This window comes from Serratia aquatilis (assembly GCF_044865145.1).
GTDB lineage: Bacteria > Pseudomonadota > Gammaproteobacteria > Enterobacterales > Enterobacteriaceae > Chania > Chania aquatilis.
The window spans coordinates 4,860,073-4,876,440 of record NZ_CP173186.1; the positions used below are offsets into that span (position 1 = coordinate 4,860,073).

At 47.6% G+C, this 16,368-nt stretch carries 15 protein-coding genes and 1 pseudogene; 5 read left to right on the forward strand and 11 right to left on the reverse strand.

Going from position 1 to position 16,368, the window contains the following annotated elements:
* Position 1: 1 nt before the first annotated feature.
* Together SAQUA_RS22050 and SAQUA_RS22055 are read right to left on the reverse strand one after the other, a co-directional pair.
* On the reverse strand, positions 2 to 331 hold the full coding sequence (locus SAQUA_RS22050) for a hypothetical protein (protein ID WP_380676427.1): 330 nt from the start codon (positions 329 to 331) through the stop codon (positions 2 to 4).
* Between the two features lie 341 nt (positions 332 to 672).
* A complete protein-coding gene (locus tag SAQUA_RS22055) occupies positions 673 to 1,578 on the reverse strand; it encodes an integrase domain-containing protein (protein ID WP_380676429.1) in 906 nt (301 codons plus the stop codon).
* Between the two features lie 1,608 nt (positions 1,579 to 3,186).
* Here SAQUA_RS22055 and SAQUA_RS22060 point away from each other — a divergent pair.
* The 4 genes and pseudogenes from SAQUA_RS22060 to SAQUA_RS22075 all read left to right on the forward strand — a co-directional run bounded on the left by SAQUA_RS22060 (position 3,187) and on the right by SAQUA_RS22075 (position 6,345).
* Positions 3,187 to 4,056, forward strand: coding sequence for a hypothetical protein (locus SAQUA_RS22060; protein WP_380676431.1), 870 nt, complete (start codon positions 3,187 to 3,189; stop codon positions 4,054 to 4,056).
* Positions 4,043 to 4,495 (forward strand): hypothetical protein, encoded by a 453-nt coding sequence (locus SAQUA_RS22065; RefSeq protein ID WP_380676433.1) that lies wholly within the window; start codon positions 4,043 to 4,045, stop codon positions 4,493 to 4,495. Before SAQUA_RS22060 ends, SAQUA_RS22065 begins: the two co-directional genes overlap by 14 nt.
* A gap of 162 nt (positions 4,496 to 4,657) precedes the next feature.
* Positions 4,658 to 4,918 (forward strand): annotated as a pseudogene (locus SAQUA_RS22070) (IS3 family transposase); the annotation flags it as partial.
* Between the two features lie 89 nt (positions 4,919 to 5,007).
* Positions 5,008 to 6,345 carry a hypothetical protein gene (locus SAQUA_RS22075; protein WP_380676435.1) on the forward strand — a complete coding sequence of 446 codons (1,338 nt, stop codon included), beginning with the start codon at positions 5,008 to 5,010 and terminating at the stop codon, positions 6,343 to 6,345.
* Between the two features lie 497 nt (positions 6,346 to 6,842).
* Here the strand turns inward: SAQUA_RS22075 and SAQUA_RS22080 are convergent, their stop codons facing one another.
* From SAQUA_RS22080 to parM, 4 genes are all read right to left on the reverse strand, one after another.
* A complete protein-coding gene (locus tag SAQUA_RS22080) occupies positions 6,843 to 7,430 on the reverse strand; it encodes a DUF2971 domain-containing protein (RefSeq protein WP_380676437.1) in 588 nt (195 codons plus the stop codon).
* Between the two features lie 383 nt (positions 7,431 to 7,813).
* Positions 7,814 to 9,052, reverse strand: coding sequence for an IS110 family transposase (locus SAQUA_RS22085; RefSeq protein ID WP_380676439.1), 1,239 nt, complete (start codon positions 9,050 to 9,052; stop codon positions 7,814 to 7,816).
* 582 nt (positions 9,053 to 9,634) lie between these two features.
* The gene (locus SAQUA_RS22090) at positions 9,635 to 10,009 is read right to left on the reverse strand and encodes a plasmid partitioning/stability family protein (RefSeq protein ID WP_380676441.1); all 375 of its coding nucleotides are present in this window, start codon (positions 10,007 to 10,009) and stop codon (positions 9,635 to 9,637) included.
* A gap of 2 nt (positions 10,010 to 10,011) precedes the next feature.
* Complete coding sequence (parM, locus tag SAQUA_RS22095) at positions 10,012 to 10,971, reverse strand: plasmid segregation protein ParM domain-containing protein (protein ID WP_380676443.1); 960 nt, start codon at positions 10,969 to 10,971, stop codon at positions 10,012 to 10,014.
* 268 nt (positions 10,972 to 11,239) lie between these two features.
* Between parM and SAQUA_RS22100 the strand changes: the two genes are divergently transcribed.
* Positions 11,240 to 11,455, forward strand: a complete 216-nt coding sequence (locus SAQUA_RS22100; protein WP_380676445.1) for a hypothetical protein — start codon at positions 11,240 to 11,242, stop codon at positions 11,453 to 11,455.
* A gap of 44 nt (positions 11,456 to 11,499) precedes the next feature.
* Here the strand turns inward: SAQUA_RS22100 and SAQUA_RS22105 are convergent, their stop codons facing one another.
* From SAQUA_RS22105 to SAQUA_RS22125, 5 genes are read right to left on the reverse strand one after another with little or no spacing between them, the layout of a single operon-like run.
* On the reverse strand, positions 11,500 to 13,005 hold the full coding sequence (locus SAQUA_RS22105) for a conjugal transfer protein TraG N-terminal domain-containing protein (RefSeq protein ID WP_380676447.1): 1,506 nt from the start codon (positions 13,003 to 13,005) through the stop codon (positions 11,500 to 11,502).
* On the reverse strand, positions 13,005 to 13,373 hold the full coding sequence (locus tag SAQUA_RS22110; RefSeq protein WP_380676449.1) for a hypothetical protein: 369 nt from the start codon (positions 13,371 to 13,373) through the stop codon (positions 13,005 to 13,007). The genes SAQUA_RS22105 and SAQUA_RS22110 overlap by 1 nt, the downstream gene beginning before the upstream one ends.
* A gap of 2 nt (positions 13,374 to 13,375) precedes the next feature.
* Positions 13,376 to 14,797 carry an integrating conjugative element protein gene (locus SAQUA_RS22115; protein WP_380676451.1) on the reverse strand — a complete coding sequence of 474 codons (1,422 nt, stop codon included), beginning with the start codon at positions 14,795 to 14,797 and terminating at the stop codon, positions 13,376 to 13,378.
* Positions 14,798 to 14,815: 18 nt separating this feature from the next.
* Positions 14,816 to 15,763 (reverse strand): TIGR03756 family integrating conjugative element protein, encoded by a 948-nt coding sequence (locus SAQUA_RS22120; RefSeq protein ID WP_380676453.1) that lies wholly within the window; start codon positions 15,761 to 15,763, stop codon positions 14,816 to 14,818.
* Positions 15,760 to 16,167, reverse strand: a complete 408-nt coding sequence (locus tag SAQUA_RS22125) for a TIGR03757 family integrating conjugative element protein (RefSeq protein WP_380676455.1) — start codon at positions 16,165 to 16,167, stop codon at positions 15,760 to 15,762. The genes SAQUA_RS22120 and SAQUA_RS22125 overlap by 4 nt, the downstream gene beginning before the upstream one ends.
* Between the last annotated feature and the right edge of the window lie 201 nt (positions 16,168 to 16,368).

Below are 16,368 nucleotides of genomic sequence, written 5' to 3' on the forward strand. Positions count from 1 at the left end.
TTTAGTGATAACGGTAACGAAGCGTCGCCAGTTGCTCAGCCAACAGGCAGGCTTCACGAAATACCCGTTGACGGCGGGGCCCCGCATTCAGGCCCACACGGCACCATTCGTAGGTATATTCGCCAGCATGCCAACCGGTACGGCACAGTATCGCCATGCCCCAGTTCCCCGTCTCAAGCGGAAAGACCTCGGCACGGTAACTGACACGTCCGGTTTTATTGGCTACCCAATCACCGTGACGCGCTTCCTTCCGTTCAGGAAAAAGCCGATCAAACAGGGGAAAAGCCCCACGGGTGACGGATGCAGCATGACGCTGGGTAAAGGTTTGCATGATGTTCTCCATAAAAAAAGGGAACATCACCGCCCTGAAGGGAAGCATGTTCCCTCAAGGGTGAGTCAATCAGACGGGATGCCATTCAAGGCATGTTGGATAAGTGCACCTTCATCGCAGTAAACTGCGATCCCCGCTTTCAAAGGTTCAGGGGGGTTACCGCTCTAGAGCGCGTCCTCTCAGGTTAAGGTCGCTTTGGCTTGTGATTGCCCGAAGGCGTCCTTCTCAAATCACCGGGACATTGGCTGTTGTCAAAGACAACGGGTTAGCCTGAAAAATCGTACACAATTCAAACGTAGTCGACAAGCCCCATTCGGCATAAATACTCACCGTTGATGCCGTCAGGACTCATCATCACTCACTCGGTTATACACCCTGGCAACATAATGCCCTCGACCATCGCCGTGCCCCAAATCCATTGAGACCATTGCCTCGGCCTCTTTTCGGCTTAACCCCTTGCTCATATGATATTCCGTTGCCTCTCGAGAATAGGCGTAACGCAAACTGTGGGGGGATTCCTTTCCCGTTAATCCGGCCTCTTTCAGCGTATTGCGATAGCGGTCGATAGCCGAATGCAACGTGGGTTTATCAATTAATCGTCCGCCATGCTGATTGGCATATTTAATTGCTTCACTCACTGCGTGAATAACCTGGTCACGATTTACAATCGTCGTATCTCGCGGTCGACCACCTTTAGTGCCAAATACAATACGCAGCCGTTCATCGCCCTTATTCAATGCCTGCTGCCAGGTTTTTAATGATTTGGCAGACTGCACGGCTTCTTCCGTTCTTAATCCTAAATAACGCGCCAATTGCATAGCGGCGGCAACACCGTCGTCTTTTTCACGTATATGGACGAGCGCTGCGTGATAGCGCTCGTCCGAAATAGCGACTTTTGAACCGTCACGACTGGCCCCGGATAAGCCGAGCGCTGAATTACTTAATCGTTCATGGTTCGGATCGGCGAGTTTCGTCCTGCCTGCCGTGGTGAGTATCGCCCGTATAGCCGCCATTTCATTTTGCATTGTCCGTTTAGAGATATTTTCAGACTGACGACTTTTAATATACAACTCAATGTGGTGGGTCTTAATATTACTCACGTCGCGGATCTGAATATTTAATTTCAGCATACTCTCCGCCAATCGGGACGCTATTCTGGCGCGGTCCGCGACAGTTTTAAAACTCCCCCCTGACTGTCGGGCCAACGTGATTAATTGTTTACTTAACTGCTTATTGGCTCTCGACATCGCTGCTCCCCTTTCGTCCTGAAAAACGCAGGACATTACCGCCTTCGTCTCGAAGGATGAAGGACGTACCGAACTGCATTTTTGATGTATGACAAAACGTCTGAACAACGTTCAGCACGACGGTGATACATCCTGGCCCCGACGACACGGTGTGATTTGCGCTTCATGCGACTCGACTGGTGACTGTGCATCGGGGTGGCAAAATGTTGAGTTCTTGTGAGGTATCCACAGCTCGCTGAGCTGCTTGCGGCTTGCGCCGGTTCCTGACCGTTGTCAGGTCACCTCCATCCGTCAGCCTTGACTGACGTTGCCATCGTTACCGAGTCGATTGTTCTCCTTCATTTCATGGGTAAGCGTCTTCATAGGGGGATCCCCGTTTTTATGACGCGTGAGTTTAAAAAATGGCCTTTTACTGTTCTGGACGTTCCGTAGCCCGAGGTTCGGCCAGGGTACTGCGTGTCGGTCAGAGCGTAGAAGACGTTGGTAAAGCCCGTATGACGTGGGTTCGTCCGTTATGCGCTTTGCGCGTCACTTGGTATATGCTTCGCAATTACACAAGTGACGCGCTGCGCCACTCCCGCACCAAATGCAGCTCTCGCAGATGCCAAATGTTCCAATTGGCATAGCAGAGAGCAGCAAATGTTGCCGGGATGGCTGGACGTCGGTCCAAAAAGATAGGGGCATAGACGTGGTGTTTCTCCGGGTAATGGAGAAACTGCCCCGCCGGGAAGTTTCCCGCTGGGGTGCCAGTTGTCGTGATGAAACTGACTGTCTGTGAGTGGATAAGTGCACCTTCATCGCAGTGGACTGCGATCCCCGCTCTCAAAGGTTCAGGGGGGTTACCGCTCGAAAGCGCGTCCTTTCAGGTTTAGGTCGCATTGGCTGTGGTCGCTCGAAAGCGTCAGTCTCAGACCACGCTTCTCTCCATATGACTTTGGCTGTGTGATCACCCGAAGGCGCTTCTCTCAGATCACCCGCGCATTCCTTGCGCTGAAGCATTGGCTGTTGTCATCGACAACGGTAGGACAGAAGAATCATAAATGAGAGTTCGAGAACCTTCAAACAAAAAAGAAATGGTGGGCCAGGCATCTTTGCTGCTCATTAAGAGTCAGCTTCGTGCCCAGGCTGTGTGAAAACCCTGACCGAAAACGGAAGTGCGTGCATCTACGTAAAATCTGGAATTGATCGACTGGTCAGTAGAGCCGAATTTTACGTATGAGCGCGGTTTTCAGCTCCGTTTTTGGCAATCTCTGCGGTCAAAAACGTTTTCACACAGCCTGTGCCAAAAGCGGAAACCCAGTAATAAGGCTGTCTGCTCGAAATTTTTCACACATCAGGCTGCGGCCATTTCTGTAGACCCTGAAAGCGCACGTGGTCAATCCTTGTCTAAAGGCGACACGACTATGCAAGTCGCCAGAAGCCATAATCACCTCGCCAGCCCCATCCTGTATTGACTGAGATGAGATAGGAGACGATCGGCGTGATGTCCTGCCTCTACATTAACTTAGAAATTTATGGTAATGGAAAAAGATATGTATAATACTATTCTTTATAGTGATATTTTTATAATTAAAATTTTTCAGATAATAAATTCGTCATGAGATTATAATGAAAAACGCAATAGCTATAAGATTTGATTACAGTGATAATAGAAAGAATCCTGAAGATATTTTACTTATCCTCAGTGAGTACGTTAAATTTTATAAGAATATTGGCATTATATCTTTATCATCGATTAACGAGAAAAATAGTGCGCAATTTGATCTTGTTAGCTTGCAGGATGGTTCTGCTATTGCATGGATAAGATGTAAGATATCAAACTGGGAAAATTTCATATTTAATTCAGCAGAGGACTTAGCTGATTACTTAGATGATAATCCTGAGATTGCTACAGGTGAAGATCTGGAAGCGGCATCAACGTTTCTTTCTAACTCGGTTGCTAAAAATGCAGATCAGAGCTTAGTAACTGAACCATATATTGATATGGAGCAGTTGGGTAAGGTTCTGTCTGATTACTCTGTTTTAAATTCTAAACTGTACCCTGAAGAAAGCGCATCCATAGGTATTGGTCAACCTGGTGATTCTGATTTCAGTAAATTCAAAACACTCACAAAGTGTTTTGTTTTTACTGGAAATATAGTTGATATGCTGTCTAATGAAATTAAACATCATAAAAGGAGCTCAAAGTTTTATGTTCATGTTCCAGTGAATAAGGGTCATAATGTTTGGCGTTTGGAGGAACTATTAACTGAGAATCATTTTGCGGTCAGAGTTATAAATAGCGACTGGCTAGAAAGTTATCAATCAGGATTTATTGATCCGATTGGCCCCAAAGATCTTATGGAGGCTGTTATCGAATATGATGAGATTATAACAAACATAAGCAAGAAAAAAATTCGTAAGCAAATTAGAAATGCTAAGATATTAGAAGTGATAGACATAACAAGAAACCGAGGGGAGCAAAATGATCTCTTCTAAAGGAAAGTCCTCAGAGAGAAAATCCATGCTTGCTGACACGTATGGTGAGGCCATTTTTTTGATCATTCCTTTTTTAGGATTGATTTTTGTCACTATTTTTAAAAATTCATCATCAATTTCATCTATTCTCCTTTCTTTAGTATTAACAACAGACTGGTCTATAATGTCTGCTGTTATTTTCGGACAGTGTGCATATAAAGTATCTAAGGTTCTCCCTCTATTAGGAGGGAAGGTAGATGGTAGACGATTTACATTTTATCTCTCCAAGAGAATTCTCTTGATATTTGTTTCTTTATTTATGTATGCCGCTATGGTTTTCAGACCTAATATTTACATGGGTATTTTACAAATATTTTTGTTTTTGCTCTCTATTTTTTTCTTCTTCAAGGATAGTCTTGCATCTTATATTCTTCAATATAGGCATAGTAATGAGAAATGATTTGATGGATATAGTGATTTATAATCATAAAAAGTGTTAGTTCCGCAATTTGCTCACTGCAGCCCTAGGTGTTTCCTACGGCAGCTTCGAGCGATCAACGGACATTGCTAACAGCCTTCTGTGTGAATTATCAGGGAGCAGGTCACAAGCTATGAGCGTTAGTCGTTCCTGAAATCACACGGTCTGGAGGTTAGTATGAGTGGTCGCGGTAACTGTCACGATAATGCGGTTGCAGAAAGGTTATTCTAGTTGCTGAAACGTGAGTGGAAAAAGAAAAAGATCTACGGAACATGGGAGGAAGCCCGTAGCGATATTTTTGATTACATCGAAATGTTGTATAACAGTAAACGACGGCATGGTTCGAGCGATCAGTTGCCACCAACTGAATACGAAAACCAGTATCAACGGTTCGGAAGTGTCTAGATCATCCGTGGCAATTCAGAACAAGCACTATTGGACAGACTCAGCAATGGTGGAATATAGTATTATTAATATAATAAGGGAAGACGTTTATGCAAAATTTATCTGGGTACAACAAATATTATTATGACCGAATTGCCAAGGATAACAAACTATGTGACATCTTGCTAAAGCAGCACCAAATAGACATTATCATGGCCGAAACGTACATCGAGGTTCATGAGTCTTGCAGGAAGGATCTCGGTGGTAACAGATTTAATATGGTTATAGACCTGGAGTCCTTCATGGTCGCTGATTACAGTTGTTTTCCTGAGCTATCTGATATTCAGAAGGAATTAATAACAAGTGCATGTGATTATCATGACCAAAGAATATGGGAAACTATATTTTCAGGAATTAGGAATACATTCGTAATGAGTTGGAACGAACCTAATTCTAAAAACATGCTCAAGGCTATGCAGGAGCATGAAATATCCTTTGCAAAAACGTTAGTGGCAGCATCAGTCAAGATGGCAGAGAATTTTGATAAAACCAAAAAACTCCTACCCTATTGGATGAGATTTAGTCAATTACGTTTATTATCACATATACCAAATAAGATCATAAAGGAATCATCCTTACATAATATAGCTTTTTTCCCTGTCAAAAAACGAGGAATGAACGCAACCAGTGCAAAAAAAGATGGAGTTAGATTTATCACAGCTAATTATGCGTTACGTGATGTCTTATTTGAGTTTAATAGGCAACTAGAGCATTTTTACTCGACTACACATATGAGTCATCGCCCGCGGGCTTATCGAGCAATAAATAATTTTATCCCATTAGTTATTTATCTCTGCACGAATGTTGAATGTATTGGTTACGTACCTCCTACTATTTTATTCAATGATTCGGTTAAACGTGTTAAATTCATAACAGAATGCCAAATCGATTTTATACTCACGCACGAAATTGCCCACCACATACTCGAACATCCGCAAAAATCAGTCATAATTAGTGATATAGAGTCAAAGAAGAAAAAGAAGATTGAATTCGAAGTCGAAGCGGATGCACTTGCAAACTATCTTTTGGCCGTGAATAACATTGAAGGCGTGGAATCAGTTTTATATGATGAAGACTCGTATGTAAATTATAACGAGATGGTTGAAGGTGTTGAGGTGTTGTTTGAACATATGCATTTCTGTGAGCAAATGTCCGATTTAATTCGAGATGACTTTGGCTCTTATGTCAGAATTGCAACATTGAAGGATGGTGTTCACCCGCCAGCAATGGAGCGGTTGAAAATCTTCTTGTCTCCTATAAATAAAAACACATGGAAGCAAAGTGAACTATCTATTTATGCGCGAGATTTTTATGCAGAAATCATATCTTACTATAAAGGAATGAGCATCTCTGATAAAACGGAAATGTTAAAATTGTTTTTTAGTTGATATTTATAGGCAATATATTTTGGCTTGCATTATGTGTGATATAAAATGGTCTGTTTCGGTAAACTTCGCGTAAACCTGAAATCTCAAAATGTTAGAGAGAAAAACCGCTCGAAGTCGGTCAAGGTTATAGGCTGTAATGATATATCGGCAACACTGATATAAGACCGAAAAAGGGACGGGCGGTTTCTTAGACCTTCAGGAAATAAATTATGCATTCCTAAGTTTACGGCTTCGCGCTAATAAACTCTATTTTAAATTTAGCAGAAATATCACCTATGTCATTCGTGAACTGGGCTACCTCTCAGAGGGTAACCTCATGTGATGTGTTTTGGGGCAGTTTGAATATCAAAAATTATTGTATGTTAAGTTTTTTTGTACACCTGAGTTGTGGTATGAGGGCCAGGTTGACAGGCTGTTTTGGGTGAGGAGCGGAAGTTTCATAGATCATGGCGTTTTTAGAGACAGCAATCGGTGAATATGGATATATTTTCAGGAGGTTATATTGGTTTGAAATAAATATCGAATCTGTCACTATATAAATTTCCTTTATAGTATTTAATATTAGAGTCAGCAATGATGCTTTTTACCAAATGTATATCTGAAATATCTGTCTTGCAGCCGAAATAGACAGAGGTCAATGCTGCTGGCCAGGGATACAACTTATCCCCTTGCTCAACTATATGTCTCCACTCTTGCTCATATTCCCAATGCCTGGATTTTGAATGTAATATTCTAACTTTATTAGATAACGCATCAATTTCATTTAGAATCGAAGACGCTTTTATCGATGGGTAATTATCGTTGTAACTCATCGGTTTTGTTTTTTCATCGTCTGCTAAGGCTGTGTTAGAATTGCGTTCAAATCCTAAGCACATACCTTTATGTTCACAAGCATAGTGCGACCACATCAATAAGTTATTATTACTGCTCGCTAATGAAAGAATACCTAGTTTTTCTATCCCTCTCTTAAAATTGTCCAAAGGTTCATCAAGAAATCTTTTTTTGAATGCCATCGTATCAGACATGTCTCCATCAAAAATGACAGATAATTTTTGAGAATCCATTTCCTGTTCGAATATATGCATTTTTCCCCTCACAGTAAATTTGGTGTCGAAGGGATCATTAAATTCTGACGGTTTTGAGTACCAAATTTTCCGTTGGGCAAGAGCACTCAATTGATTCTTACCGATAGGGCAGTATTTGAAGAGAGATGTAATTTCAGGATGTATCACTAGTGTTCCCATATTATCTTCAATATTAATGCTATCAATAATGCAACTTTAGCATCAGAAATGCTAGTGGTAATTTACCATTGCAATCAAAGTGTTAGTACATTCGCACATAGAAGAAAAGCATTCATGCGTACACTTTTCAAAAAAACCAACTGAATTCATTTCCGTAGTATTTTAATTCTCATTAATTATGCCAATGACGTCCGCTTCACGCCCTGAGACATTCGACAAGCTTTTTATGGCTTCAGCAAAGGCGAATTTCGCGCCTCGAGTGCCAGTAAGTATTTTGCCTCGTCGTAGCAGGTTCTGGCCTTCCAGCAGCGGTAAATGATCCTTATCCATTTAAACGCCAGAGCCCGGATGGCAGATTGATGAGATTTTCCTTTTTCTCGCAGCCCCTGATAATACAGCTTGGCCCAGTATGATGAGTTAACTGTCTTCGCAGTCCATTCCACGAATGTCTGCCGGACGAACTTTGCACACTGCCAACGCCAATGTACCCAGGATTTCTGGCCACTTCGTTCTGTCACCGGTGCTATACCTGCGTAGTTTTGAATTTCTTCAGCGCTGTTAAACCGGTCACGGTTATCACCAAGTGCAGCAAGCATCCGTGGGCCCATACACGGACCCATACCCGGAAGTGATTTGAACAGTCCTGCATCTGGCAATGTGTCAAACAGCGTTTCGATTCGTTCGTCATAGGTTTTGATGATTTCACTCACGACTTTAATTTGTGTCGCCAATGCTGTTGCCATCAAAGCATTCGCCTCTATAACACTCGGGTCTGTCGTCAATGGGATCGCGTTATCAATACTCGCAACACGTTGCTCGGTAAGGGCCATTGCGCGGCCACCTTTGGCATTCAGAAAGTTGCGGATCGTGTCGCGCCTGGCTCGTTTCAGTTGTTGCAGACTGGGCCACCGGATAATCAGCTCACACAATAGTAAGCTACCCCGATGTGAGAACCACTCCAGTGGCTGAGGATAATACTGCTTAAGCGTGTTGATGAGACGATTCACAAAACGGCGTTTGTCTTCGACCAGCAGTCGACGCTGTTCAACTAGCTGTTGAAGTAATCGAATATCCGCATTGTCGGGTTCAATGGCTTTGATCTTTTCGGGATAGCGTAGCATCAGCTCTAACGCTAACTCAGCATCCTGCGGATCATCCTTCGCACCACTTGGCCAAAAGGTCTGCCGATAGCGGGCCAGTGACAACGCGTGTACTGGAAAAACAGTGACAAATGGGTACTTCTGGAGAGCATACACTACCGGGCCCTTCTTCAGCTCGAGAGCTATAGCGATCCTGCCTTTTACCTTCTGGTGTAACTTGGTAAGCCAGATATCAAGCGCTTCCGGAGTATGTTCAACCACATGGAATATACGCTCACCGTTTTTAAACTGAACGCAGACATCGTGTTTTTTATCCGCCCAGTCCAGACCAACATGAGCAGAAAACTGATCTATCGCAGTCATAACCAACTCCTTTTCACCGGGGATTGGTATGCATTCCACGCTCTTCGAAAGAAATATAGTCAGCAGTTTGTCTGCATGCCCTGAGTATTCGTTAGCGAACGTGGAGCACTTACTGGCTCGAAAGCAAAGCGGCAATCATCAAATCACATGATTCTGGCACAATATTCGTAACCAGTAAGCGCATACCCTGAATCACTTAAAAGTGTAACTCTCAGGGTTCGAATGACTATATCTGGCACAGGCTGTGTGAAAACCCTGACCGAAAACGGAAGTGCGTGCATCTACGTAAAATCTGAAATTGATCGACTGGTTAGTAGAGCCGAATTTTACGTATGAGCGCGGTTTTCAGCTCCGTTTTAGCAGTCTCTGCGGTCAAAAACGTTTTCACACAGCCTGGGCACTTAGCAGACCATCATACAGAGCAACCGCAAACCCAGCATATGCTAGAAAGGTGTCGGAGTTCTACACATACCCACCGCCAGAATCTGTTCGCACGCTCACAGACCGCTCCCGTTTACCGGGGTGCTGGGTGGCCCCCGGCTGCACTGGCTTTTCTGACCGTGGATATGTGCATAACTCAATTTATTTCTTCAACATTGACAGGTTCTCAATAGCTTTTTTTTCTGTCCGGTTAGCTTCCGTTTTTATATTCTCTTCAGCTCTGGAAGGTACTTCCGGAATAACATAAGCAGCTGCCGTTTTGGATTGATTACCGGTCACCTGCTCTATCAGCTTGATCACATTTCCCGCTGTTACCTCCCCATTAAAAAAACCACTAATTAAGCTCACCAACCGAGGATCAATAGACGATAATGCAGCCCCGCAAATAATAGACTGACGATAAAAATCACCACGAACTTGCGTAGGCAAGCTTTCAACATAGTGTTGCGTCAGTTTATCCTGCGGATATATTGATGGATGCAGGTACGCGATTATTTTCTTCCGTTTACTCTCCATAGTCAGGCCCTGACCATCGCCTTGACCAGAGCAAATTGCGGCTCTTCTATTTTGCTCACCTTATGCTGGGAAAAGTATTTCTTAATATACGGATAGATAATCTCAGCCCCGCCACCGGTCAGATAGATACGGTGCATGCCACTGAAGGATTTAATTTCATTTTTAACACTCTCTGCCAGGGACGAAGACTCCCTTTGTATTACTGCCTGGATGTTGCCTATTTGCTCTACGTCATTAATTAACGTACACAAATAGTCTTCATCAGCATGATTTTTGATGATCTCCCCTGCCACATAGTAGCTGCTTGGCGTAGACGCACTTATCAGAGCATTCATCACGGCACGAGTGATCCTGGATGTACCTATTTCAGCATTCCCTTTGATTTCGCTAATGCTGTCAAATCCGCCCTGAATAATGCCACAGTCCAGCGTTGTGCCCCCTAAATCAACAATCAAACTACGCTCCAGGGGCGTAACCCCATCGGCAATGAGGGAAGACAATGCGGCAGGTAATGATTCTGGCATCACGTTTACCTCTATGATTTTAAAGACTTCGCCTTTATTCAATGAAATATCGCGGAGAACATTCTTTTTCTTTGCGTCAATATTCACTTCGTTCGGCTGATTATCAGCATCGAAAAATTCGGTCACCGGCAGGGTAACCGTCAATATAATGTCCTGGGGTGGCAAACCGGATGTCAGCAGCGCATGGTGGATAGCCAGCAGGTTTGTGGTGCTGTATTGATAACTGACATGTGTGGTGCCAATGGCCGCGGTACTCCCTAGGTCATGCGAATACTTCTTCCCATCAACGGTGTAATTGAACACCCTTCCCGTCCCCAGAATGGCCGGACTCCAGCCATCCTTGAAACTGTTCCCCGACAGATGTGTCTTGATTTCGCCCTGTTCCAGCCAGGCCAGTTTTACGTAGGTCGAACCGTCATCACAAGATATGTTGAGCATACGCTGTCTCTGATTGAGTATGGATTTGACTCATATTGAGAAAAAATGAGTCCCCGAAAACACGCTTACCTTCGGACGGATCAATCATTGAGTCCATTTTTAACTCAAATTGAGAAATTTATAATTTCCCTACGCATCATTCCCTGCCCTGACTCAAAATGCGTCATGAACTGTCTCACATTGCGTCACCCTTTATGCAGCAAACCGGTTGTCCCGATAACGCATCTGCCGTAATGTAAGGGTGAAAAAATTCTGGAGGTTAAGGACCATGACCAACAAAGCGTCAAATCAACAGGATGATATCTGGGATGTTATCGCCAAAGGATTAGTAGAAGCAGTAAAGATGGTGTTTTCTGCCTTTACGTGCATATTCGTCTCGAGCGCACAAAATAAAGATGAGGATGAACCAGATAGTGGGTACCGTAGTGGATCTGCAGGTAGTGGGTGTTATATAGGGAATACCCGTATTGATGACGAAAAGTAGCGGCGAGTTACTACACCGCTACTGAAAACTAATGGGAGTGAATACTACCCTTTTCCTTTTGTTGCGACTTTCTTAACTGCATCAATAGCAACTTTAGTTCCCTGTGCTCCAGCTTGCTGAGATCCTTTCGAGCTATTTTCTACTGACGCAGAAATTGCAGTTCCAATCTGCACCCCACTCCAGCTCACAGCCCCAAACCAGAACATGGGCAAAACCACAAACATCGACCCCAGCACCAGGTTCATGATCCATCCCTCGGCACCAACATTGCTGAACCAGTTGTAATAACCGTTCGCGCCGGTGTAGACGATTTCGATCAGCCGGTCATCCATCCAACTCCCCAGTTCCCACCAGAACGTCACAAAAATCATCGCAAACAGGGCGAAGGTCAGCGTGACCACCACTTTGGGATCGTACGCACCGAACAACATCACCAACGGGATGCAGATCACCATCGCCATCATCAGAACGCCATGCACCATCGGTAGTGCCTGACGCAGCGCATCGAACGCCGGTAACTGGGTCGACTGTGCCGATAATGCCCCCAGGCCACTGACCATCTGCTTGAAGGAACTGTCAAGATCGATACCCGTTCCCCGCTGGCTCCCTGCCATGTAGGTTTCATGCCCCCCGGACATCAGGGAATTTTGCGGGCTGACCAACCAGCGCAACAGGTTCTCCTCCCAGTTGGCCGGGTCCCTGGCTTTCATCCGGTTGACCACCTTGGGGTCATAAGCAGCCGACAGTCGACTCTTCAGGCCAGTCCCTGCCGAACTCCACCAGGTCTTGCAACTCGGATAGCCTCCACGCCCCACGTCGGGGTAGCCACTGTCCCGGCTCTCGTTGTAAGGCCACTGCGAACGGGGCGACGTCGACGTGTAGTAGTCATAATACCCGGCAGTATTCAGGAAATAGCGTGAGCCTATCCACCCCACCGCATTGATGGTGGCCGCTGTCAGTTGGCCATGGGTGGACTTCAGTTTGAAATACGCCTTGGAATAGCACTGGCTGGCAAACTCCTGCACCTCCTGGCGGAGGATCGGATCGATAAGTTGCGTATGCTGTACCTCAAAGCGCAGTTGCCGCAGCTCCTTGCCACAGGGAATGGACGCAATGGCGGCATGGGTCACCCCTTTTGACAGGTTGTGGACCAGATACCACCACATCGGCACCTTGGCCACCTGGCCGTTAAAGTCATTCAGCAACCCACCGTAGCCGGACTCATCGGGCTTGGGCACATTGGTACCGCATTGCCGGGAACGCGTCTGGTCAAACTTCATCACCGTCAGGTCCACGTCTTTAAACGGCATGGCGCAGAACAGCATCACCACGAACGCCACGTACAACACCTGCTCGATACGGGGTAACGCCAGCGCCCCCTTGTTGCCCTCGTCATCCCCTTCGGTACGCACCTTCAGCCACACCCCGGCCACCTTCAGCGCCAGCGGTAAGGCAAACAATCCGGTGGTGGTAATGATGATCCACAGGGCGTTATTAATCAGCCAGCCCAAGAACACCAGGAAAAACTCCAGATAACTGTCCGTCGTCATCACATCCCCCAACGGTAACTGGTGAATTCAATCAGCAGAGCCAGGCATACCATCATCACTTCAATGCGGTAGACCACACCCCGCGAAGGAGCCTGACGCAACAACGTTGCCCGGACACGGTGAAACCACATGGCAACCACGGTGACGTACAGCGTCAGCCGCCAGAATAACAGCGGCACACGGGCCTGTTGCAGCCAGTCCGTCAATGCGCTCTCATTCCCGGCCAGATATACCCCCAGCGCCGTCGCACATCCCGCCAGTAGCAGCACCCCCACCATGCCGGCAATAAAACCGGCCGCTCTGCGCCACCGGCGCGGCCCCCTTTTCTCGGGTTGGCCTTGGCCCTTCAATACTCTTGCGGTCGCCATAATTACTCCTCCGTGGAGTTGCTGAGCCCCTGGACAGCGCTGTCATTTTGTTGACTGTCCTGGCGCAGGCTGTTATCCACTTCCCGCGCTTCCTGGCGGGTGATCGCTACCAGAATGGAGTTGTTGCTGATGGCTTTGCGTATCTCCATCTCATTTTTCAGCGCCTGGATCTCACGATCCAGAAACTCCAGGCGACGATCCGACTCGGCAACGATGGGTTCTTGTGCTGCCACGCTGGGCTCCGATTGCCCCACCATCAACATACGGCGCATCGCCAATGCGGTGGTGATGGTGTCGGCCATCGCCAGTTCCCCGGCCAGGCGCTGCACCAACGCGCCATTGTCCGGGTCATCCTTCAACGCCTGGATCACACCACGCGTCACGGCCAGATCGCCGGTTTTCAACATTGCCAGATTGGTAGCATTGGGAGCCAGATTACCGTTCACCAGCTTGATCAGCGTTTCCTGGTTCTCTTTGGTGGTTTTTTCCAGCATGGGAGAAAAACCCTCGCCCGGTGTAGAGGTGCCCGGCTCATTTTCCAGTCCACCGCTGTTGCACTCGCTACCGCTCACACAAGTGCGTAGCGCTCGATCCCCCAGTACTTTCGATACCGACTCTGCGGCTTCAGCACTGGTTTTATATTTCTGACACAACGCCCCATTACACGCTGAAGTGCTCACCGCAGCATCACTGGTAGCAGGCTGTTTGTTGAGGATGTTGTAACCCGCTTTGGCAATGTCATAGGTAGGTTTGATGGCCTTCTGCCCCGTCCCTCCGCGCTGCTGGCCGCCGACCCATTTCACCCCTTCTTTACCCGTGGATTTCTTCAAGCTGTTATCTGCACGGATCGCATCCGACGTACTGGCAATCACGTTCTGAAACTCCTCGCCAATCGCCGTTTGCGTCAACTTGCCCGACAGGGTGTAATCGGCCAGTTTCTTCGACATCGTCTGACAGTTGAGCTGGGCTTTGTCGAACGCCACATTGGCCTGCAGTACCCCGTTGGTCAGCAGCTCGTACAGTCCCGGGTTCGCCCGCTGGATTATCATCGCGGGCAGGCTGGCCACCGCGCCGGTGGCCCCATTAATCACGTCCCCCATCATGTTCTTGAAGCCGTCCGTCGCCCCGTTGAGCTGGTTCTTGACCGTGGTACTCAAGTCAAAGTTGCCGCACATCAGGTCATTGTTCCAACGGATACCAAGCCCCATTTTCTCCATGTTGTTTGAACTCGGCGGCTGGGATATCACCGTACCGCCACCGATGGAGTAGAACAGGTTATCGTTTACCGCCCCCTTCACTCCCTTGCCGTAACCGACGTTGGCCTCTTCGGCGCTGAGATTGAACGCCGCAAATGCCGGTGTTTGCCAAACCAGCAGGGCTACACTCGCCAGCGCTCCTGCTTTCAACCATGTTGTCACTGTCATTGAATACTCTCCTTCAAGTTAGAAATCCGTGCTGTAAAGGAACGTCTGCCCGCGCTTCTGGCAGCAGGAATAGGGTTGCCAGAGAACCCAGGCGTAAGCGCCATCCGTTGCTATCGGGTTGCTACTGTCTGGGAATACGGCACAGGAAGACGAGATGGCGGGGGCAAGACGCTGCCATTTGTGGTTTTTGGTGCCGGTATTTTCGGTCACCGGCTCCGGGGGCCAGTAGCCATCGCGCTTGTTGGCCGTCATCGGGTGATAGACATGTACCTGGCCGGTGCGGGTGATAATGTCCGCCGTGCGTTGAGCCACCACGGCGGCGGTCTTGTAGTCATCGACTTGAGTGACAAACCCGCTGCGGGGGTAGACATTACCCCACATATCCCCGGTCGAACCGACCTCCCTGAGCCCTGGGGTGACCGCCTCTGGATAAACGCTTTCCGGGACACCGCTGCGCCAGGCCAGCGCATCCAGGGTACTGAGGAAATACGGCACAAATGCCGTGGCCGAACCAGCGCAGGTGTAGCCCATCGAGCCCAGGAAGTTATTGAACACCTGCGCGGCCAACGCGGGATGGCCAATGGCATCGGCGTTCTTGTAACGCAGGTTGTCTTTACGCAACCCCCGCTTCTGTTCATTATTCCCGCCCCCCTCTGCCAGCCCCGGAATACCGGTACCGAGCATCGCCACCTCTGACCAGGGGTTATCCCCGGTCTGGGCATAGCTGGAGACTACTGCATTGGGAATATAGTGTTTCACTTTGACGGAGGTAAGGATGCGGCACCCGCCCCAGCCGCAATTAAGCCAGTAGCAGATACCGGCAATCCGGTACTCCAGGCAGGAGGGGGAAAGCGCACTGGCGATGATTTGGGCCGAGTTGATGGCGCTGGCCGTCAACGGTTGTGTCGCACAGCATAACAACAGTACGGTGGCCAAACGGTGGCGACGCAAGGGGATAAGGTTCATTGTGCCCCCTTGTGCTCGGCTCGTTCGGCTTCAGCCAGGGCAACATCGGCGGTGCCGTAAACCACCTCACGGTCGTCAAACACCACGGCGGGGTATTTTTTCAGTCCAAGGCCATAGGCCTGGATAACGCCCTGGTAGGCCTGTGCAATACGCTGTTCTTTCTGTTGCCAGTCTGGCGACTGTAGAATTGCCTTGGCTTGTTGCTCAGCCTGACGCGGATCAGTCGATAGCTCGCCGAACACCTCGCGTTGAACCGTCTCCGGTGCATCCAGGTAAACCACCTGATGCCCGGCACCTAATCCAGTGGGGGGATGCTGGCTGTCGGTATACACCACGGTCGCCGCCTGTGCCGACAAGGCTGCACACCCGATAACCAGCAGGAACACCCTGTTTCGTCTTTTCATCACGTTCACTCCTGTGGGGCAAAACCGCAGGGTGACGTGCGTTGGTGACAAAAACAGCAAACAACTCTAAATGCATTGGGGGAAATTATGTGAAAGTGACGATGCAAGAGGACTAAATAGCCCATAGACCAAGCCAGATTGCGGTAAAACTCTACAATGACAAAAAGTCGTGATCCAAATCAGGGTTGCCGGTGTTCCCCC